This window comes from Streptomyces sp. NBC_01478 (assembly GCF_036227225.1).
GTDB lineage: Bacteria > Actinomycetota > Actinomycetes > Streptomycetales > Streptomycetaceae > Streptomyces.
This window is the reverse complement of sequence record NZ_CP109444.1, coordinates 6,110,941-6,130,398: the sequence shown is the minus strand read 5'-3', so window position 1 is coordinate 6,130,398 and position 19,458 is coordinate 6,110,941. Positions and strand designations below refer to the sequence as shown.

The 19,458-nt window shown below is 71.1% G+C and carries 16 protein-coding genes; 9 read left to right on the top strand and 7 right to left on the bottom strand.

The genetic code is table 11. From position 1 onward, the window contains the following. Window positions 1–60 precede the first annotated feature (60 nt). Window positions 61–639: an SH3 domain-containing protein gene (locus OG223_RS27735; protein ID WP_329254112.1), complete on the bottom strand. Its 579-nt coding sequence runs from the start codon at window positions 637–639 to the stop codon at window positions 61–63. 189 nt (window positions 640–828) lie between these two features. On the opposite strand from OG223_RS27735, the gene OG223_RS27730 reads away from it, so the two are divergent. Then, window positions 829–1,779 (top strand): hypothetical protein, encoded by a 951-nt coding sequence (locus OG223_RS27730; RefSeq protein ID WP_329254109.1) that lies wholly within the window; start codon window positions 829–831, stop codon window positions 1,777–1,779. Here OG223_RS27730 and OG223_RS27725 read toward each other — a convergent pair. Next, entirely contained in the window at window positions 1,661–3,058 is a 1,398-nt protein-coding gene (locus OG223_RS27725) for an aminotransferase-like domain-containing protein (RefSeq protein ID WP_329254107.1), read from the bottom strand. The two genes, OG223_RS27730 and OG223_RS27725, sit on opposite strands and share 119 nt — an antisense overlap. 79 nt (window positions 3,059–3,137) lie before the next feature. Here OG223_RS27725 and OG223_RS27720 point away from each other — a divergent pair, with 79 nt between their 5' ends. From OG223_RS27720 to OG223_RS27705, 4 genes are all read left to right on the top strand, one after another. Further along, a complete protein-coding gene (locus OG223_RS27720; protein ID WP_329254104.1) occupies window positions 3,138–3,890 on the top strand; it encodes an alpha/beta fold hydrolase in 753 nt (250 codons plus the stop codon). 36 nt (window positions 3,891–3,926) lie between these two features. Then, a complete protein-coding gene (locus OG223_RS27715; RefSeq protein ID WP_329254101.1) occupies window positions 3,927–4,925 on the top strand; it encodes an endonuclease/exonuclease/phosphatase family protein in 999 nt (332 codons plus the stop codon). Window positions 4,926–4,973: 48 nt separating this feature from the next. After that, the gene (locus OG223_RS27710; protein ID WP_329254098.1) at window positions 4,974–7,025 is read left to right on the top strand and encodes an FUSC family protein; all 2,052 of its coding nucleotides are present in this window, start codon (window positions 4,974–4,976) and stop codon (window positions 7,023–7,025) included. A gap of 231 nt (window positions 7,026–7,256) precedes the next feature. Beyond that, window positions 7,257–9,026, top strand: a complete 1,770-nt coding sequence (locus OG223_RS27705) for a VWA domain-containing protein (RefSeq protein WP_329254095.1) — start codon at window positions 7,257–7,259, stop codon at window positions 9,024–9,026. 66 nt (window positions 9,027–9,092) lie between these two features. Here OG223_RS27705 and OG223_RS27700 read toward each other — a convergent pair whose 3' ends face one another. After that, on the bottom strand, window positions 9,093–9,503 hold the full coding sequence (locus tag OG223_RS27700; protein ID WP_329254092.1) for a hypothetical protein: 411 nt from the start codon (window positions 9,501–9,503) through the stop codon (window positions 9,093–9,095). Beyond that, complete coding sequence (locus OG223_RS27695) at window positions 9,500–11,197, bottom strand: hypothetical protein (protein WP_329254089.1); 1,698 nt, start codon at window positions 11,195–11,197, stop codon at window positions 9,500–9,502. The genes OG223_RS27700 and OG223_RS27695 overlap by 4 nt, the downstream gene beginning before the upstream one ends. A 342-nt stretch (window positions 11,198–11,539) precedes the next feature. Between OG223_RS27695 and metG the strand changes: the two genes are divergently transcribed. Then, window positions 11,540–13,261, top strand: coding sequence for a methionine--tRNA ligase (gene metG, locus OG223_RS27690; protein WP_329254086.1), 1,722 nt, complete (start codon window positions 11,540–11,542; stop codon window positions 13,259–13,261). A 24-nt stretch (window positions 13,262–13,285) separates the two neighbouring features. Here metG and OG223_RS27685 read toward each other — a convergent pair whose 3' ends face one another. Further along, window positions 13,286–14,011, bottom strand: a complete 726-nt coding sequence (locus tag OG223_RS27685; RefSeq protein ID WP_329254082.1) for an SDR family NAD(P)-dependent oxidoreductase — start codon at window positions 14,009–14,011, stop codon at window positions 13,286–13,288. A gap of 173 nt (window positions 14,012–14,184) precedes the next feature. On the opposite strand from OG223_RS27685, the gene OG223_RS27680 reads away from it, so the two are divergent. The 3 genes from OG223_RS27680 to OG223_RS27670 all read left to right on the top strand — a co-directional run bounded on the left by OG223_RS27680 (window position 14,185) and on the right by OG223_RS27670 (window position 16,903). Continuing rightward, window positions 14,185–14,841, top strand: coding sequence for a TetR/AcrR family transcriptional regulator (locus tag OG223_RS27680; RefSeq protein ID WP_329254080.1), 657 nt, complete (start codon window positions 14,185–14,187; stop codon window positions 14,839–14,841). Window positions 14,842–14,887: 46 nt separating this feature from the next. Next, complete coding sequence (locus OG223_RS27675; protein ID WP_329254077.1) at window positions 14,888–15,364, top strand: hypothetical protein; 477 nt, start codon at window positions 14,888–14,890, stop codon at window positions 15,362–15,364. A gap of 102 nt (window positions 15,365–15,466) precedes the next feature. After that, on the top strand, window positions 15,467–16,903 hold the full coding sequence (locus OG223_RS27670; protein ID WP_329254074.1) for a VCBS repeat-containing protein: 1,437 nt from the start codon (window positions 15,467–15,469) through the stop codon (window positions 16,901–16,903). Between the two features lie 36 nt (window positions 16,904–16,939). Here the strand turns inward: OG223_RS27670 and OG223_RS27665 are convergent, their stop codons facing one another. Beyond that, complete coding sequence (locus OG223_RS27665) at window positions 16,940–18,307, bottom strand: pectate lyase family protein (protein ID WP_329254072.1); 1,368 nt, start codon at window positions 18,305–18,307, stop codon at window positions 16,940–16,942. A 120-nt stretch (window positions 18,308–18,427) separates the two neighbouring features. Continuing rightward, a complete protein-coding gene (locus OG223_RS27660) occupies window positions 18,428–19,408 on the bottom strand; it encodes an intradiol ring-cleavage dioxygenase (RefSeq protein WP_329254069.1) in 981 nt (326 codons plus the stop codon). Window positions 19,409–19,458: the final 50 nt, after the last annotated feature.

Below are 19,458 nucleotides of genomic sequence, written 5' to 3'. Positions count from 1 at the left end.
GCGGCACGCGTGTGGGCCCCGGCACCAACTCGGTGCCGGGGCCCACCTGTTCTTGTACTGCTACGGCGCCCAGTTCCAGATGCCGCCGCCGGTCGACGAACCGGAGGCGCTCCAGCTCCACGAGCCCGAGACGCTCCACGACCCGGAGGCCGAGGTGCTCCACGAGTTGGAGTTGTCGCTCCAGTTCGGGTCGTTGTTCCAGTTGGAGTTGCCGGAGTCGCCGCTGCCGCCGTCCTTCCAGCCCGGACACGGGTCCGAGCAGGACGGCACCCACTGGCCGCCGGTGTCGACGAACGCGGCGCTGGCCCAGCCCTGGGCGCCGACGAGCCAGTACCAGTCGGAATTCCCGTTGACGCTCTGTCCCCTGACCACGCATTGGACGCGGTCCTGGCTGCCCGGTGAGAGCGTGTCGACGGCGGGTGAGTGCGTGGTGGGCGACTGCCGCACGTTCAGATCCGTGCGGGAGACGATCGTGCCCCAGATCGGACTGCCGCCACCGCCGCCACCGCCGTGTCCTTCGGCGTACGTGGACGGTGCTGACGGTGCTGCCGCCGCCGTGGTGCCCGCCGCCGCGACGGCGAGGGTGCCACCGGTGAGCAGGGCCGCGGCGAGAGTCCGCAGGGCCGGAGTGGTGCGCATGTTCGGCCTCCTTCTCCCCAGCTCCAGGAAACACCCGTTCGGGTGAAGCCTCCACCCGAGAGCGGACTCCCCAGTTCCGCCAAGGGTTCCGGGCCCACCCCACCCGATCCGGCTGGACCTTTAACCCATATGCAGTCAAAAACCCTCGACCCGCTCGCGTACGACGCCCACCGGCCCTGTGCTGGAGGGGTGCCCCCACGTCTCCGGAGCGCCCTGTCGGCCGTACTCGTCGCCCTCTCCTGCTTCCTCACGCCCTTCGGCGCGCTGGCGGCCTGGGCGGCCTACGACCTGACCGACTCCGGCCGTTACGTCACGGCGATGGCGCCCCTGGCCACGGACCCGGCCGTACGGGACGTGATCGCGGACACGGTCGGCGCGGGCATCCTGCGCGAGGTCCGGGTGCGCCGGGTGCACGGCGTGACGGACCGGACGCCCGGCACCGCGCCGTTCGTGCACGAGGCGGTGCGCTCGTTCACGAAGACCCAGGCCTTCCGCGTGGCCTGGGACGAGGGCAACCGGGCCACGCACGACGCCGTACTGGCGGCCCTTCAGGACGAACGCCGGGACGGCACCGTCACCGTCGACCTCGCCCCGGTCACCGCCCAGGTCAAACACCAACTCGCCCGGGAACACGTGCCGTTGGCGAGCCGCATCCCGGTCCAGCACACCGAGGTGGCGGTTCTCCAGGCCGATGAACTGGGCCCGCTCCGACAGGAGTTCCACGTGCTCGAGGTCGCCGGTTTCTGGCTCCCCGTCGCCGCCGCCGTCTTCGCCGTCACCGGCATCGCCGTCGCCGTGCGCCGCCGCCGCGCGATCACCGCGACCGCGCTCGGCACGGCGCTCGGCGGCGCGCTGCTCGGCCTCGCGCTCGCGATCGGCCGCCACTTCACCGTCGCCGACCTGCCGGCCGAGGTCTCCCAGGCGGCGGGCGGCGCGGTCTACGACGCCCTGACCTCGACCCTGCGCCAGGTCGCCTGGCTGCTGCTGGGCGTGGGCCTCACGGTGGCCGCGACGGCCTGGCTCACCCGGTACGCCCGCCCGGTACGGGAGTTCCTGCTGCTGCGCCTCGTGCGAGACCGGCGAGCGTCCGCAGCGCCCGCCGCAGATCGGGCACAGCAGCCGACGCGAGCCCAAGCCTGACCGCGTCCGGGGTCCGCTTCGGATCGACGCCGAACGCGGTCCCGGGTGTGACGGCGATCCCGTGCGCCGCCGCGGCGGCCGTGAAGGTGTCGGCCCGCCACGGCGCGGGCAGCTCCCACCAGGCGTAATAGGCGAGCGGATCGGCCCGTACGGCGAACTCGCCCGACTCGCCCAACTCCTCGGCGACCACCCGCTGTCGGACCCCCGCGTCGGCCCGCTTGGCCTCGACCAACCGCGCCACGGTCCCGTCCGTCATCCACCCCACTCCCGCCTCCAGCGCGAACCGCCCCGCACTCCACCCGCCCGACCGGATCGCCGTGCCCACGGCCTCGACCCGCCCCTCCGGCACGACGAGAAAGCCGACGGTGAGCCCCGGCGCGACCCGCTTCGACAGCCCGTCGACGACATGCACGAGTCCGGGCGCGTGGGCGGCGAGCGGTGCGGGGGAGTCCGGGTGGTCCGGGTGGTCCGGGTGGTCCGGGTGCAGGAACGACCAGATGCGGTCCTCGACGACGGGCAGCCCCAACTCCCGGACGGTCTCGGCGATTTCATGTCTCCGCGTCTCACCGGTCGTCACCGAGGTCGGATTGTGGAGCGTCGGCTGGAGATAGAGCGCGGAGAGGGGAGCGGTGCGATGCGCGGCCCGGACCGACTCCGGGCGCAGTCCGCCGCCGTCCGCCTCCAGCGCCACGAGCGTGACCCCGAGCCGCCCCGCGATCTCCTTGACCAGCGGATACGTCAGCGGCTCGACCCCGACCCGGCCGCCCGGCCGGACCAGGGAGGCGAGGGTGGCGGCGATGGCCTGCCGGGCGTTGCCGGTGAACAGCACGCGGTCGGGATCGGGCCGCCAGGTGGGCGTGGCCAGCAGGTCCGCGGTCGCCTCCCTCGCCGCCGCCGTGCCCGTCGCGGGCGCCGGACGCAGCGCCTCGGTCAGTACATCGGGGCGGAGCAGTGGCGCGAGAGCCGGCGCCAGCAGCTCCGACTGGCCGGGCGCGGAAGGGTAGTTGAGCTCCAGATTGACGGGCGCCGCACTCGCCGCCTCGACGATCGCCTGCCCGTACGGCCCCGCCGCCGCGGCCCGCACGAAGGTGCCGCGGCCGACCTCCCCCACCACCAGCCCGCGCCGCACGAGTTCGGCGTACACCCGCCCGGCCGTCGACCCGGCGATCCCGCGCCGCCGGGCGAACACCCGCTGCGGAGGCAGCCGTTGACCGGGCCGCAGCCGCCCGGAGGCGATGTCGCCGGCGATGCGGTCGGCGATGAGCCGGTAGTCACCCATCGTTCCCCCGTCGTCGAGATTGCACCGAGGGCAAAGATCTTATTGCACCGAGGAGTTGAGCCGACCTAGGGTCGAGGACATGCCACCCCTTACGGACCCATACATCCCCCTTGTCCTCATCCACGGCCACCCTTTCGACCACACGATGTGGACCCCGCAGACCGAGGCGTTCTCCCCCGCCCGCCGGGTCCTCGCCCCCGACCTGCGCGGCTACGGCCGCTCCCCCTCCACCCCCGCCGTCACCCGCTTCTCGGACTTCGCCGCGGACCTGGAGGCGCTGCTGGACGAGGCGGAGGTGGAGACGTTCGTGCTGGCCGGGCTGTCGATGGGCGGCCAGATCGCGATGGACTGCTACGGCCGGTTCCCGGGCCGCGTCCGGGGTCTGGTCCTCGCCGACACCTTCCCGGCGGCGGACACCCCGGAGGCCGCCCGCACCCGGAACACGACGGCGGACCGCCTGCTGCGGGAGGGCATGCGCGGTTACGCCGACGAGGTCCTGGAGCGGATGGTGGCGCCGTACGCGGACCCCGAGGTCAAGGCCCACGTCCACCGCATGATGACGGCCACCGATCCCGAGAGTGCGGCGGCCGCCCTGCGCGCCCGTGCCCAACGCCCGGACTACCGCGACCTGTTGACCCGGGTGAGCGTCCCGGCCCTGGTGGTCGTGGGCGCCGACGACACCTACACCCCGGTCGCCGACGCCGAGGCGATGCACGCCGCGCTCCCCAACTCCACGCTCCATGTGATCGGGGGCGCGGCCCATCTGCCGAATCTCGAGCGCCCCGAGGAGTTCAACGGGATCCTGGGGGAGTTCCTGGCACACGTGGGATGATTCGGGCATCTGCACCTACGGGCGGAAGGCTGTCACTTGGGTACCGCGACCTCCGAGTGGACCGCCGCCGACTTCGTGCCCGAACCCCATCGGGGGCGCCGCTTCACGAGATGGTGCGCGGGGCTCCTCTTCGCCGGCGTGAGCGTGGTCGTCGGCTGCCGTACGGCCGACACCGACGCCGTCACCCCCGTCCCCCAACTCCTCGCCTTCTTCCCCTGGTTGCTCGCCCCCACCGGCGTCGGGCTGTTCCTCTCCCTCTTCACCCGCTGGCGGCTCGGGCTGGTGTGGGGCGTCGCGCTGCTGGGCCTGCTGGCGTGGTTCATCGAGCCGTACGGGAAGAGCAGCGACCCGGGCGGACCGGCGATCGCCGAGTTCCGGGTGCTGACCTCGAACGTCGAGTTCGGGCAGGGGACCGGTGCGCTGGTGCCGGTGATCCGGCGGGAGCGGCCGGACGTGGTGTTCGTGGAGGAGTGCGACCACACCTGCCAGGCCACGCTGGAGCGGGACTTCGGCACCGAGTTCCCGTATCGGCGGGCGGTGGCGGCGGCCGGTTCGCACGGCTCGGTGATCCTCAGCCGCTTCCCGCTCAAGGGCACGCGGGGCGTCACCGGCACGATGGGCATGCCCGGCGCGGTGGCCGACGTGGACGGTCATGCCGTACGGCTCCAACTCGCGCACCCCATGCCCCCGTTGCCGAACCAGGTCGCCCTGTGGCACCGCGAGCTGGCCCGGCTGCGCGCCTTCGCCGCCGCCGACCCCTCCACCCCCACCGTCCTGGCCGGCGACTTCAACTCCTCCCAGGACCACGCGGCCTTCCGCCGCATCCTGGACACCGGCCTGCGCGACGCGGCCCGCCTGGACGGCCACCCCCGCACCCCGAGCTGGCCGGAGCGGCTGCTCCCCGCCTTCGGCACCCAGATCGACCACGTCCTCCTGTCCCCGGACTTCTCCGCGAACAGCGCCCGCTTCCTCGACCTCGCCGACACCGACCACCGCGCCCTGCTGGTCGACATCACGCTCCACCAGCACGAATAGCCCGGGCACGGTCCTTTCCCCGCCGGACGCGCCGCCCATAATGGGCGCATGTCCCGCGAGTTCCCCATCGGCCTCACACCCCCCGACTGGCTGGTGAGGAACCTCCAACCGCAGCAGGCCCCCCTCAACCGGCCGGCGATCGCCCGCGCCGCCGTCGCGATGTCCCTGCCCCTCGCCGTCGGCCTCGCCACCGGACACACCGCCTACGGCGCGCTCGCCTCCATGGGCGCCCTCTCCGGAGTCATCGGCGACACCGCCGACGCCTACCGCATGCGCATCCTCAACATCGCGATCCCCCAGCTCTTCGGCGCGGTCGGCGTCACGCTGGGGGCGGCGGTCTACGACCACGGCTGGCTCGCGGTCACCGCCCTGACCGCCGTCGCGCTCGTCTCCGGGATGATCTCGACGATCGGCGCGGTGGCCTCCGTATCGGGCCTGCTGCTGCTCCTCAACTCGGTGATCGGCGCGGGACTTCCGCTCCCCGGCGCATGGTGGCTGGCCCCCGTCCTGATGTCCGGCGGCGGCCTCCTGGTCCTCCTCCTCGCCCTCCTCGCCTGGCCGTTGCGCTCCGGCGTCCCGGAACGGGCGGCGGTCGCGAACACCTACCGCACCGTCGCCGACCTCCTCGCCACCTGCGGCGACGACCCCACGGCGGCCTACGACGCGTCCCGCCAGGCCGTCACCCAGTCCCTGAACCAGTCGTACGACCTCGTCCTCGCCCGGCGCGCCCGCCACCACGGCCGCAGCCCCGAACTGACCCGCCTGCTGGCCCAGTTGAACGCGATCACGCCGGTGGTCGAGGCGGCCCCCGCGGTCCACCAGTCCGGCAAGCCCCTCCCCCCGCAGATCCGCGACACGGTCCGCCACCTCGCGCACGCCGTGGAGACGGGCTACACCGGCCCGATAGGACTCGCCCTCCCCGCCCCCACCGGCCAGACGACCCGCGCGATCGACCACGCCCTGCGCCACGCGGCCGAGGTCGTCACCGCCCCGGACGTGGACCCGCGCGGCATCGACGACCGCCTCGGCCGCCCGGCGGCCCTCCGCATCCGCGCGGCGCGGGCGGCCCGCAACGTCGTCCTGTCCGCCGGCTCCTGGCGCTACGGCCTGCGCCTGGCCCTCTGCATCGGCCTGGCGCAGGTGCTGGTGTCCACCGTCCCCGTACCGCGCTCGTACTGGATCGCCCTGACGATCACCTTCGTCCTCAAGCCCGACTTCGGCTCGGTCTTCTCCCGGGCGCTGCTGCGCGCGCTGGGCACGGTGGCCGGGCTGGTGATCGCGGCGGCGGTGCTGTCGGCGGTGCCGAGGGGGTGGTGGGACGTACTGGTCCTGCTCCTCCTGGCCCCCTTGATCCCGGCCCTCACCCCACGCGGCTACGGCTACCAGACGATGGCGATCACGCCGGTGATCCTGCTCCTCTCCGACGTCCTGAACCACCAGGGCACGGCGCTGCTGCTCCCCCGCCTGGTGGACTCCCTGATCGGCTGCGGAATCGCGCTGGTGGCGGGGTATCTGCTGTGGCCGGAGAGCTGGCACACGAGAGTGGGGGACCGGTTGGCGGAGGCGGTGGCGGACACGGCGACGTATGTGGAGTCGGCGTTCGGCACGGCTGCGGCTGCGGCTGCGGCTGCGGCTGCGGCTACATCTGCGGGGGCTGGTGCCAATGCCGGGGCTGGAGTCGGAGTTGGAGCCGGGGCTGGAGGTGGCGCCGGTCGGGAGGTCGACCCGGCGGCCCGCGCCCGTATGCGCCGCCGCCTCTACCGCGACCTGTCCGTCATCCGTACGGAGTTCCAGCGCGCCCTCACCGAACCCCCGCCCACCGGCCGCCTCGCCGCCGGCTGGCTCCCGCTGGTCGTCGCCGTGGAACGGATCGTCGACGCGACGACGGCGGCGAGGGTACGGGTGAAGCACGGGGCACCACCGCCGTCACCGGCCGAGGTGATCCAAGTCGCCCTCCAACTGCGGGAGTTGTCGAAGGGCGTCCGCGAGTCGGAGGTCCTGGTGGAGGTCCGTACGGATCTGACGGGCCCGGCGGAGAGCGTCCTGGAGCCGCTGCGGCAGGAGGTAGCGGCGGCGCGGGCGATCGCTTCGCCGCACTGAGGACGCGATTTCATGTGAACGGCGCGTGAACCGGTCGGCGGGTAGTCCGCGGGCGGGCCGGTTAGTCCGCAGGTGAACGGGCGAGCGAAGTGGTGGCTGAAACAGGCGGTGTTGACAGGACGCGTCCCGCGCGCCTTGCCCCTGCCTAAGATCGCCATCCGAGGCCGCTAACCTTACGTGTCCGTCCTGGCCAGGGATTGACGGCTTCAACTCACGCGAAGGGTTGCGCACATGGGCATTCTCACTCTCCTGCGGAATGCGTTCGGCAGGTCACGCAAGGAGCGTGCCACCGGAGCAGAGGGTGCGGAACGCACTCCTTCGCAAGAGCAGCCGACCGCGGTGGAACCGGACGCGAAGGTCCCGTCCCCGTCCACCGAACCCGACCTCACATCGACGCCGAAGCCGTCACCTGCGGCAACGGCCCAGGTCCCGGAACCCCGCCCGTCCTCGACCCTTGAGGACGACGAACACGATCTCGTGGCACTGGCCTTCGACAACGTGACGGTGCCCAAGCCGGCGACGTCGGAGGAGGGGTCGGAGGGTACCGGGGCGGGCGGTGAGTCGGCGGCTGCGGCTGCGGCTGCGCCTACGGCTGAGGTTGTTGCCGAGCCTGCGGCTGAGGTTGTTGCCGAGCCGGTCGCCGAGGATGTTGCTGAGCCCGCGGCTGAGGTAGTTGCCGAGCCGGTGACCGAGGCTGTTGCTGAGCCCGCGGCTGAGGTAGTTGCCGAGCCGGTGACCGAGGTGGCTGCTGAGCCGGTCGCCGAGGATGTCGTCGAGCCTGCGGCTGAGGTAGTTGCCGAGCCGGTCGCCGAGGTCGTGGTTGAGCCGACGGCGGAGGCGAACACGGACGCGGAGCCCGAGACCGAGCCGGTCGCGGAAGCCGAGTCTGTAGCCGAGTCTGCGGCCGAGGTAACGCCGGAGCCCGAACCGGTCGCGGAGGCAGAGGCGGAAGCCGAGCCTGCGGCTGAAGTGACGCCGGAGCCCGAGGCCGAGTCGGTCGTCGAGCCGGTCGCCGACGTCACGCCTGAGCCGGAGGCCGAGCCCGAGCCCGTCGCGGAGCCGGTCGCCGAGAGCGCACCCGAGGCTGAGCCCGTGGCCGCAGAGGTGGCCGAGCCTGTGGTCGACGAGGTGGCCGAGCCGGTCGCGGCGAAGGTCACAGCCGCCCCCGAGCCGACCACCGAACCCGCCCCGGAACCCGTGGCGGAGCCCGCCGCGGAGGTTGTCGTGGAGCCCGCGGCCGTGGAGACCGTTGTCCCGGAGCCCGTGGCCGCGGCCGCCGACGGCGAGTCCGCCCCGCAGGGGCCACCCGCACTCGACGACGAGAGCGTCACGGGTGGTGCGGGTGGGGAAGACGTGACGGCCGAGGGCGTAGCCGAGGCCGTGGGGACCGGTTCCGCCGCCGTCGCGATCGGCAAGGCCGGCCTCACCGGTACCCGAGCGAAGGTCTACCTCGTCCTCGACCGCTCCGCGAGCATGCGCCCGTACTACAAGGACGGTTCCGCCCAGGCCCTCGCCGACCAGACCCTCGCCCTCGCGACCCACCTGGACCCGGACCCCACCCCCACCGTCCACGTCGTCTTCTTCTCCACGGAGGTCGACGGCACCACCGACCTCACCGCCACCTCCCCCGAGAACGCGATCGACGAGGCCCACGCCGGCCTCGGCCGCATGGGCCGCACCAGCTACCACGCCGCCGTAGAAGCCGTACTGGCCCACTACGACAAGAACGCCACCCCCGGCGCCCCCGCCCTCGTCGTCTTCCAGACGGACGGCGCCCCGGACGCGAAGACCCCGGCCACCCAGTCCCTCACGGACGCCGCGAAGTCCCACGCCTCCGTGTTCTTCTCGTTCGTCGCGTTCGGCGACCACGACAACAAGGCCTTCGACTACCTCCGCAAGCTGAAGACCGACAACACGGCCTTCTTCCACGCGGGCCCGACCCCCCTGGAGCTCACGGACGCGGAGCTCTACGACGGCGTACTGATCGACTGGCGCCCGTAACCGTCACGGGCAAAAAACGCCGACGGGGCCCGGCACAACCGGGCCCCGTTGCCGTTGTCGTTCCCGTCAGCCCGTAGCCAGGCCGAGAAGAGCCAACGCCGAGGCCACGAGCGAGGTCACCGGCTCGACGTCCGCGCACAGCCGGCTGATCTGTCCGAGCATCGACCCCGTCGCCCGACGCTCTCCGTCGTCGGTGATGCGCTGGTCACGGATGAGCCGCAGCAGGACCCTGCACCCCTCGGGATCGGTGATGCCGGCCCCGCCTCGGGCGAGCGTGGTCTCGAGTTCCCCGAGAATCCGTGCCCACTCTGCGGCCTTGGCGTCCGCCCCGCCGGAGACGGTCACATGGTGCGCCACGGAACCGGCCGAATGCGCCAGGTTCTGTACGTCGCCCATCGTCCCGGTGTTGTAGACACCGCTGTTGGAGCCCCCGGCTGTCTGACCGTCCTGTGCGTCACGTCGGTTGAAGATCGTCACGAGCCGTCTCCTCCGGAAGTGGATGTCTTGTTCATGGTCGCGGTCGAGCCCCGGGCCCCGGCCAGGTTCTGGACGTCACCCATGGCACCGGAGTTCACGACACCGCTGTTCTGCAGGATGTACGTGGCCTGCCGCAGGAACGCGCTGATGTCCACGTTGTGCTCCTGGAGGAAGCCCAGGGCGGCACGGAAGACACCGCGCTGCATCCACTCCACGTGCCTGCGCGCGTCGTCGTACTGGAGCATGTCGTCCATGAAGCGCGAGGAGTAGACCTCGCGCAGGCTGACCGGACCGCGGCCCGGGTCCATCGGTGCGCGTGCCGGACTCAGTGGCGCGCGCAGGCGGTTGAGCAGTGCGAAGACGTCGAGCAGCGCGTTCAGCGCGGTGCGCGCGTGCCACCCGGCCCCGCCGCGCTCGGCGTCCTTCACCCCGGTGCGCAGGGTGGGATGGATCGGATGGATGACCTGCACGCGGGTGGTGATGCGCAGGAAATGGTGCTCATAGGCGAAGCTCGCGTACAGCGCGGCGACGAGTTCACCGTCCCAGGACACGATGCGCGTGCACAGCAGCCGGCGGGCCTCCTTCGTGGCGGAGCTGGCGCCCTCCGCACCGGTGCCCAGCCGGGCGAGGGTGAGCAGGGAATCCCATTCGGCGGCGGTGATGTCGTTCCAGCGTTCCGCCGAGACCGCGGCCACGTCGAAGACGTCGAGCCTGTTCTCCGGATGGTGGGAGGGGCGGTGGTCGATCAGCCGGTGCATCTCGCCCGCCACATGCCGGTGCAGTTCGTCGGGGGTGAAGGGGATGACGCCCTTGCCGCCCGTACCGCGCAGGATCTCGTCCACGCTCTGGAACGTCTGGCGTACGAGCTTCTCCTCCTCCGTCTCGTCCTTCAGCGCCTCCTTCTCGGTGGCCGACGTGACGTCGATCCCGATGACCTCCTCGGACCACAGGTTGCCGGCGCCCACCAGGTGGTGCACGCCGTCGCCCCGGTCCCGCAGGCGCAAGGTGTACGGGACCACCAGACCGTCCCTGTCCCGCGGGTCCCGGCGCAGCATGCGCCGCCGCCAAGGTCCTATCCACCAGCGCAGGTCGTGCGACGGGGGCCGCCCGGCCCAGTGCGCCCGGCGGAAGCCGACGTGGGCGAGGAGACGGTCGGCGTAGCAGGCGGCCCAGGCTCCGCCGATCAGGACCGGCACGACCGGAGCGAACCCGGCGGCCAGGCCCGTGAGCACCGCCGAGGCGAGCACTCCGAGGAGCAGGACTCTGCGCAGGATGGTGAGTTTCTCGGAACTCGCCGCGCTCTGCAGGACGGGCGTGAGATGGAAACCATGGGGCGGAACGGGATATCCGCGGCCGACCCGGCGGCGGACCCAGCGAACGTACCCGTGGCCGAGCGGCACCGGCCACTGGACGTCCGTGGGCTTGAGGTTCCCGGCCGCCGCGCGCAGTGCCTCACTCCGCTTGTCCTGGTCCCGGCGGGTGAGGAGTATCCACGCCAGCCGTGGGACGAGGACCGCGTAGGTGGAGGTCCGTCTGGCCAGGACCACGACATGGTCGTCACGAAGGTAGGCCGCCGCGCAGAGCCAGTTCGTCGTGTCGGAGAGGTGGGTGCGACAGGCGCCGTCCGCCGGTTCCGCACGGCGCGTGCCCGCGCCCGTGCCCGCTACGGCCGCCCCTCCGTCGGGGAGCGGCATCACGGGCTCTCTGCGCAAGGTAAGACGACGCCATTTCAGCATCGCCGGACCTGCTGGAACCCCCGATGAACTGCCGTGATCCAGGCCTTCGGCGCTCTCGTCGACGTGCTCGAAATCCGTGCCAAGCCCCATGGGCCGCCCCCTCCACCGTCCAGTGGTGGATGCCAGGGTGCTGACGACAACCGCTCCGGGATAGGGGGCCGACATCTCCACGAGCCCTTTTCAGCCAGTCACCGCAGCCCCTCCCACCCCGTAAAACGGGAGGCGGGCGGCACACCCATGTCGGCTACGATTTCAAGGTTCGCGGCAACAGCAGCACACCGACCTGGGAGCAGCCCTCCAATGGCTCGACACCTCATCACCAGCGCCCTTCCGTACATCAACGGGATCAAGCACCTGGGCAACATGGTGGGGTCCATGCTCCCGGCGGACGTGTACTCCCGCTACCTCCGCCAGCGCGGCCACGACGTCCTGTACATCTGCGCGACGGACGAACACGGCACCCCGGCCGAGCTGGCCGCGAAGGAACAGGGCATCCCCGTAGCCGAGTTCTGCGCCCAGGCGCACGACGCGCAGAAGGCGGTCTACGACGGCTTCGCGCTGGCCTTCGACTACTTCGGCCGCAGCTCCTCCCCGCAGAACCTGGAGATCACCCAGCACTTCGCCCGCCGCCTCAACGAGAACGGCTTCATCGAAGAGCGCGCGATCCGCCAGGTGTACTCGCCCACCGACGGCCGCTTCCTCCCGGACCGCTACGTCGAGGGCACGTGCCCCCACTGCGGCTACGACAAGGCCCGCGGCGACCAGTGCGAGAACTGCACCCGCGTCCTGGACCCCACGGACCTCATCAACCCCCGGTCCGCGATCTCGGGCTCGACCGACCTCGAGGTCAGGGAGACCAAGCACCTCTTCCTCCTCCAGTCGAAGCTCCAGCACGAGGTCGAGGAGTGGGTGGCCGCGCACGAGGAGGAGTGGCCGCAGCTCGCCTCCTCCATCGCCCGCAAGTGGCTCACCGAGGGCCTGCACGACCGCGCGATCACCCGCGACCTGGACTGGGGCATCCCGGTCCCCGCCGACACCTGGCCCGAGCTGGCGGCGGAGGGCAAGGTCTTCTACGTCTGGTTCGACGCCCCGATCGAGTACATCGGCGCGACGAAGGAATGGTCGGACGCGGCACCCGAGGGTGAGACCCGCGACTGGAAGTCCTGGTGGTACGAGGCGGACGCGACCGTCCGCTACACGGAGTTCATGGCGAAGGACAACGTCCCGTTCCACACGGTGATGTTCCCGGCCACCCAGCTCGGCGTCCGCGAGCCGTGGAAGAAGGTCGACTACGTCAAGGCCTTCAACTGGCTGACGTACTACGGCGGAAAGTTCTCCACGAGCCAGAAGCGCGGTGTCTTCACCGACCAGGCCCTGGACATCCTCCCCGCGGACTACTGGCGCTACTTCCTGATCGCCAACGCCCCCGAGTCCGACGACTCGTCCTTCACCTGGGAGCACTTCACCGCCACGGTGAACAAGGACCTGGCCGACACCCTCGGCAACTTCGTCAACCGCGTCCTGTCCTTCTCGAAGAAGCGCTTCGGCGACGAGGTCCCGGCGGGCGCGGCGGCCGGCGAGCCCGAGACGAGGCTGGGCGAGCAGACCGCCGAGCTGCTCGCCGAGTACGAGACCCAGATGGAGGCCCTCCAGTTCCGCAAGGCCGCGGCGGCGCTGCGCGCCCTGTGGTCGGCGGGCAACTCCTACCTGGAGGAGAAGGCCCCCTGGCTGGAGATCAAGACCGACCCGGAGGCCGCGGCCCTCACGCTGCGCACCGCGATGAACCTGATCCACCTCTACGCGGTGGTCTCGGAACCCTTCATCCCGGCGTCCTCGGCGGCGATGCGCGCGGCGTTCGCGTTGCCGGACGACACGGCGACGTGGGTGTCGTCGGACGAGGCGAAGTCGCTGTCCGCCGTCCCCGCGGGCACCCCCTTCACCGTCCCGCCGGTCCTCTTCGCGAAGCTCACGGACGAGGACCTGGAGACGTACAAGGAGCGCTTCGGCGGCGACCGGGGCTGACCCGGTCGACCCGGTCGCGGCTCCTCACCCGAGCACGCTGAACGTCGCCTCCGCCCGATCTCGCCGCGCCGCCAACTCCCAGGCGGCGTCGGCGAGTTCGTCGGGGTTCAGGGTCCGCTCACCGATGTTCCCGAAGCGCTCCGGGTGAGCCGTCAGCAGTTGATGGATGTCACCGCGCTCGATGAGTCCGCCGATGACCAGGTTGCCGACGTAGATCTTCCGGTCGGCGAGCGCGGCGTTGAGGGTCAGGGCGTAGTTGCGCAGGGCGGCCGAGGACACGGCGAGCGCGCCGAGCGTGGGCATCGGCACCACGGCACTGAGCCCGCCCGCGAAGACCAGCACTCCGTCACCGCGCTCGACCATGCCGGGCAGCACCTTGTTCACCACGTCGACGGCCGGATACATCCAGCTCATAGCCTCCCGGACGCCCGCCGAGTCGGTCTCGGTGATCGATTCGGGGCGCGCGTCGAGATCGAGGGCACCCGGGCCGTAGTAGACGGCGTCGATGTGCCCGTACCGCTCCGCGACGGCGTCGAGCACCGCCCCGAGACGCTCGCTGTCGCGCACATCGGCGACGTACGACCCGGCGTCGATCCCCGCCGCCGCGAGCGAGGCGACGTAGTCGGCGTGCCGGGTGTCGCTGCGGGAGACCAGCGCCAGGGCGTACCCCTCGCGGCCGAAGCGATGCGCGACGGACATGCCGAGGCCGGGTCCGACGCCGATGACGACGGCGACCTTGGGTGTGGACATGACGGTGCCCTTCTAGGACGGACGGGTGCACGGACGCGGAGAAACAGACATGGAGAAACGGACAGAGAGACGGACGCGGAGAGACGGACGCGGAGAACTTGAGGGCGTCCTCAACTTCCCTTCGACCGTAGCACTCAACCTGAGGCCTGTCTCAAGTTCCTTATGATGAAGCCATGCACCAGCCCGCACCCGCACCCGGCACTCCCCCCAAACCCCTGCGGGCCGACGCGGCCCGCAACCGCGCGAAGCTGCTCACCGCCGCCACCCGGCTCTTCGGCGAGCGTGGCCTGGACGCGCCGCTGGAGGAGATCGCCCGGCAGGCCGGGGTCAGCATCGGCACGCTGTACAACCACTTCCCGACCCGGGAGGCGTTCTGGGACGCGATCTTCCCGGAGCGGCTGGCCGCGCTGGAGCGGATCATCGAGTCGGCGCTGGCGGCCCCGGACCCCTGGGACGGGTTCGTCGGGTACCTGGAGGGGCTCTTCGCGCTGCAGGCCGAGGACCACGGCCTCAACGACGCGCTGGCGCAACGGTTCCGGCCCGCGGGGGAGGTCGAACAGGCCTGTCACCGCGGCTTCCGGCGCGCGGAGCTGATCATCCAACGGGCCCGGGACAGCGGGCAGTTGCGCCCCGATTTCCAGCCGGAGGACCTGGTCACCCTGATCTGGGCGATGTCCCAGGTGATCCGGGAGTCGATGGCGATCGCGCCCGACGCCTGGCGCCGCTGCCTGGCGTTCTTCCTCGACGGTCTGCGGGCTGGTGCGGCGCATCCCATCGCGGTGCCACCATTGGCCCAGGGCCAACTCAGCGAGGTCATGCGGGCTCGGTGACGGCCCCCGACGTAGACGTGTTCGCGCCAACCCGTAAGGTTCCGCCATGGCAGTCCCCGAGGTCATTCCGATCGCCTACGAGCCGAATCAGCGCAGCGGTGCCGTGGGCCGCTACGCGGACGGCCAGTTCCTGGCGTCGGTCACCTACGCGTTCCCCCAAGGCTTCCGTCCCGACGACGGCTGGGAAGAGCAGAAACGTCTCTACACGGTGCTCCACACCTTCGACGCCGCGGGCCGGTACCGCGACTCGGAGATCTGGTGCGCCGGCACCTGGGCCGAGCAGCAGCGCGCCCCGCACGGCGACGACTCGGTCCTCTCCCAGGCCCGCATCCACCTGGCGAAACTGCTCCGCGCCCTGCCCCGCCGCAGCTACACCGACATCGCGGTCCGCCCCTTCCAACGCACCGTCGACGGCGTCCTGTTCGGCCTGCTGATCGAGGAGGACGAGGACGGCGTCTGGGCGGAGCTGTACCCGGACCGGCACGCCTTCGGGCCGCCGTGGGACGGCACGTACGACGGCTGAGCACCTGCCCTAAAAAATCGAACTCCCGCACAGCCAGGGCCTTTACACTGCGCGTCAGTTGTCGGCGCACAGGGGATGCGCCCGGGGTGGGAGGGGACTCGTATGGTCAAGTCACGGACGGCCAGGGGCAGATGGAGATCCGTCGCGACGGTGGTCGCGGTGCTGGCCGGCGGCTCGCTGCTGCCCGCCGCGCCCGCGTTCGCGGTCCACGGAGCGGTACCCGGCGACTTCAACGGCGACGGTTACCGCGACGCCGTACTGCCCGCGCCGGGCGCGGACGTGGCCGGCAAGGAGGCGGCGGGGGCGGTCGTCATCCTGTACGGGTCCTCGTCGGGTCTCTCGGCGACCCACCGCAAGACGATCACCCAGAACACCGCCGGGGTACCGGGCACCGCAGAGGCGGGCGACTGGTTCGGCGGGTCCACAGCCACCGCCGACCTCAACCGCGACGGCTACGGGGACCTCGTGGTCTCCGCGCCGTACGAGGACACCGCCCGCGGCAAGGACGCGGGCCTGGTCACCGTGTTGTGGGGCGGAAAGAACGGGCTGACGACGGCCACCGACCTGCCGGCGCCGTCGGACTACCTGGAGCGGTTCGGCATCGACCTGTCCGCCCTGAGCATCGGCGCGGGCAGCAGGACGCAGGTCGCGGTCGCCGGATCGGAGGGCTCCCTGGTCTTCAAGGGACCGTTCAGCCGCACCGGCACCTTCGGTTCGATCGCACGCGAAGACGTCACCGCCTCCCCGGCGAGCGTCGCGCTCGGCGACTTCGACGGCAACGCCGTGCTCGACCTGGCCGTCGCCACCCAGGGCCTCAGCGATCTGAGCGGTGGCGAGGTCTACGTCGACCCGGCCACCACCTTCAGACAACCGAAGCGGGGCAACGGACTCATCGCCGCCTCGGGAGACGTCAACGGCGACGGGTACGCCGACCTCGTGGTCGGTGACCCCTGGGAGCCCGACGTCGCGGGTGTGGACGGCGCGTTGGGCGGACGCGTGCTGGTCTACTACGGCACGGCGAGGGGCATCGCGTTCGACGCCGAGCCCGTACAGCTCACCCAGGACACCGCCGGTGTGCCCGGCGCGAGCGAGAAGGAGGACGAGTTCGGCGGCGCCCTGGCCGTGGCCGACCTCAACCGGGACGGGCTCGCCGACATCGTCGTCGGCGCCCCGTCCGAAGGCGTCGCGGGCAAGACCCGGGCCGGAGCGGTGACCGTGATCCCAGGCCGCCGCACGGGCGCGCTCGGCACGGGCGCCTATTCGTTCACCCAGGACACGGCCGGCGTCCCCGGCGCCTCCGAGATCGACGACTTCTTCGGTACGACGGTCTCCGTCGGGGACGTCAACAACGACGGCAAGCCGGAGCTGTTCGTGAGCGCGTCGGGCGAGAACCTGGACACGGGCGCTGTCTGGGTCATCCCCGGGGGCACCTCCCGCCCGACGGCCACGGGCACCAAGCTGTTCACCGCCCCCGCGGTCGGCCTCACCCAGAAGAGCCTCACCACCCTGGGCGGATACGGGCTGCTCTCGCTGATCTGAGGCCACTGATCTGAGGCAACAGCCGTTCGCCGCAGGTTAGTTGAGGACGCCGGCGCCGGTCGTGTTGGAGAGCTCCGTCGGGAGGTTCTTGGCGGAGGTCTCCAGACCGGCCGTGAGGGTCGGCGTCCAGTTCACGGTGGTCTTCAGCTTCTTGGAGTTGGCGGCGTTGTAGGCGGCGACGAGGTCGGTGGCGGTGCCGTTGACGAGGTTGCCGCTGCCCGCGATGGACCCGGTGCCGTCACCGCTGAACAGCTTGCCGACCTTCTGACCGGCCGAAATCTTCCAGTAGTTGTTCTGGACGACGACCTGCGCCTTGGCCCGCGAGTTGACGCTGTACTGAAGGACGTACCCGTTGAGGTTCGTGGTGTCGTAGTAGTTGTTGTAGATGTGGATCTGCCCGATCCGGGCCAGCGGAGCCCTCTGAACTATCCCCTTCCACACGTTGTGGTGGATGGAGACGCGCAGCTTGCCGACGCTGTCGGTGTCGCTGCTGCCGATGAGCATCGTCTTGTCGTGGTTGGTGAACTGGTTGCGCTCGACGGTCACCAGGTCCGAGCCCTTGGTGATGTCGAGGTCGCCGTCGTGGATCTGGTACTGGCGGCCGTAGTACGTCGGGTCGGACGTGTCGAGGCCGGGCGCGTCGGTGAACGTGTTGTGGTCCGCCCAGACATGCGTGGCACCGCGCAGCGTCACGGCGTCGTACTGCGAGTTCCAGTTCCCGCTGTCCCCGTCCGTCGGGTCCCACTGCGGGAAGCAGTCCTGGGTGGCGGCGAAGGTCAGGTTCCGCACGATGACGTTGTCCACGCTCTGGATCTGGAGCATGCCGCCGGTGATCCCGGCCTTGGTGCCGGGCACGCCCACGACGGTCGTGTTGGCGGGCACCCGGAAGACGATGTTCTTCCCCTGCTTGGTCTGCGCCGCCGCCCGCGCCTTCTCCTGCGTGCCGGAGGGCAGCTTGGAGGTGCCGTAGGCGGAGGGGGCGAAGGCCTTGAGGTAGGCGGACAGCGAGTAGCCGGTACCGGAGGAGTAGTCCGCGCAGGTGAGCTTCTTCCCGCTGTCGTCGGTGTTGGCGTCGATCGTGCCCTTGATCTTCACGATCCGGGGCGTGGTGTCGCTGGCGGACCCGAGCGCCTTCACGAGCTGCGCGCGGGTGCTCACGGTGAAGGTGTGCGCGGCGTCGGCCTTCGCGCCGCCGGTGGTACCGGCCCCGGACGAGGCCCAGCCGTCCTTGGCGGCGAGCGTCTGGTGGTACAGGTCGACGGTCGCGGTGGTACTGGCGGCGTTCGCGTTCAGCACGAGGAACCCGGCGCCGGCGCCCGCGACAGCCACGGCGGCGGTGACGACGATCATGCGGCGCGTGCGGAGCGAACGGCGGTGGGAGGGGGCGGGGGAAGGCGTGGCCACGGAGAAGTCCTTCGGTGCGGGGAGGGTTACGACTCCTCAGTGGCCGTCAGGGTCAAGAAGGTTGCCGCGAGCCGCCAACTTTCTTGACCCTGCGCACAGTTACCGCCTACGGCCGATCGCTCACGAGGACGCCGACGCGCTCGGCTGGGTGTCCGTGCTGTCGTGCGTCTCGTCCGGGGCGACGCCCATCGTCAGGTGGGCGCGGACCCCCTTGGCGATGCGCTTCTTGTCGTACTCCAGGTAGAGCAGGCCGCCTTCGTGGCCGTTCTGCGGGTAGATCGTGTCCTCGGTGAGGGTCGTGCGGGTGGTGGTGTTGGTGGAGTACGGCTCGACCGCCGCCGACGCGAGCACGGACTTCTCGTCGAAGAACAACTGGCCGGTGTGGCAGGTGTGTCCGCCCTCGTACCCGGCGTCCGTCCACTCGCCGTCGACGTGCACCTTGACGTGGATGTGGACGCAACGGCCCTGGTACCAGCCGGGGAACACCGTCTTGAAGGTGACCTGGCCGCGCTTGTCGGTCTTCCAGGTGCCGCGCAAGTACCGCTCGTCGTCGGTCGGTTCGGAGTGACCGCCACCGGTTCCGCCGGAGGGGGCGCCGGACGGGGGCTCGCCGGTAGGGGTACCGGTCGGCGTGCCCGAGGGCGCGTCGGTGGGAGCGCCGCCGCCTCCACCGCTGCTCATCGCCTCGTAGCCGGAGTAGATGCCGAGCGCGCTGCAGTGCCAGATGTCCACGGCCGCGTTCCGGAGCGGCTTGCAGGTCTCCGCGTCGATCACCTTGAGGGTGAGGGTCAGGGGAATGCCCACCTCGTCCTCGGTGATGTCCTGGCGGATCTTGTCGGCGTCGATGTAGTACGGCCCCTCGGTGGTCTCCGAGGTGAGCGTGTAACACGTCTCGCCACCGCTCGGCGTGCCCTTCGCGGACCCGGGGGAGGCGGCCCCGTCCGCGAACGCGCTCGCGGCGAGCCCTCCCCCCACGCCCACCGCGGCGACGGCGGCTCCGCCCGCGACGACGACCTTGCGTCGGGTCAAGTCCCGTTTGTGTGCGGGGGATTGGTTACGCGGTTGTTCGGGCGACTGGTTGGTTGTTTCGTTTCCCGTCATGCCCGGACGTTAGGTAAGAGGACTGTAAGGAGTATGGGTGTGGGCTGTGC

What these genes read in the sequence shown, in the direction of transcription:
- OG223_RS27735 (WP_329254112.1), bottom strand. Translation starts at nt 639, where the DNA reads ATGCGCACCACTCCGGCCCTGCGGACTCTCGCCGCGGCCCTGCTCACC.
- OG223_RS27695 (WP_329254089.1), bottom strand. Translation starts at nt 11,197, where the DNA reads ATGCCGCTCCCCGACGGAGGGGCGGCCGTAGCGGGCACGGGCGCGGGC.
- OG223_RS27710 (WP_329254098.1), top strand. Translation starts at nt 4,974, where the DNA reads ATGTCCCGCGAGTTCCCCATCGGCCTCACACCCCCCGACTGGCTGGTG.
- OG223_RS27660 (WP_329254069.1), bottom strand. Translation starts at nt 19,408, where the DNA reads ATGACGGGAAACGAAACAACCAACCAGTCGCCCGAACAACCGCGTAAC.
- OG223_RS27670 (WP_329254074.1), top strand. Translation starts at nt 15,467, where the DNA reads ATGGTCAAGTCACGGACGGCCAGGGGCAGATGGAGATCCGTCGCGACG.
- OG223_RS27685 (WP_329254082.1), bottom strand. Translation starts at nt 14,011, where the DNA reads ATGTCCACACCCAAGGTCGCCGTCGTCATCGGCGTCGGACCCGGCCTC.
- OG223_RS27680 (WP_329254080.1), top strand. Translation starts at nt 14,185, where the DNA reads ATGCACCAGCCCGCACCCGCACCCGGCACTCCCCCCAAACCCCTGCGG.
- OG223_RS27725 (WP_329254107.1), bottom strand. Translation starts at nt 3,058, where the DNA reads ATGGGTGACTACCGGCTCATCGCCGACCGCATCGCCGGCGACATCGCC.
- metG (WP_329254086.1), top strand. Translation starts at nt 11,540, where the DNA reads ATGGCTCGACACCTCATCACCAGCGCCCTTCCGTACATCAACGGGATC.
- OG223_RS27675 (WP_329254077.1), top strand. Translation starts at nt 14,888, where the DNA reads ATGGCAGTCCCCGAGGTCATTCCGATCGCCTACGAGCCGAATCAGCGC.
- OG223_RS27720 (WP_329254104.1), top strand. Translation starts at nt 3,138, where the DNA reads ATGCCACCCCTTACGGACCCATACATCCCCCTTGTCCTCATCCACGGC.
- OG223_RS27705 (WP_329254095.1), top strand. Translation starts at nt 7,257, where the DNA reads ATGGGCATTCTCACTCTCCTGCGGAATGCGTTCGGCAGGTCACGCAAG.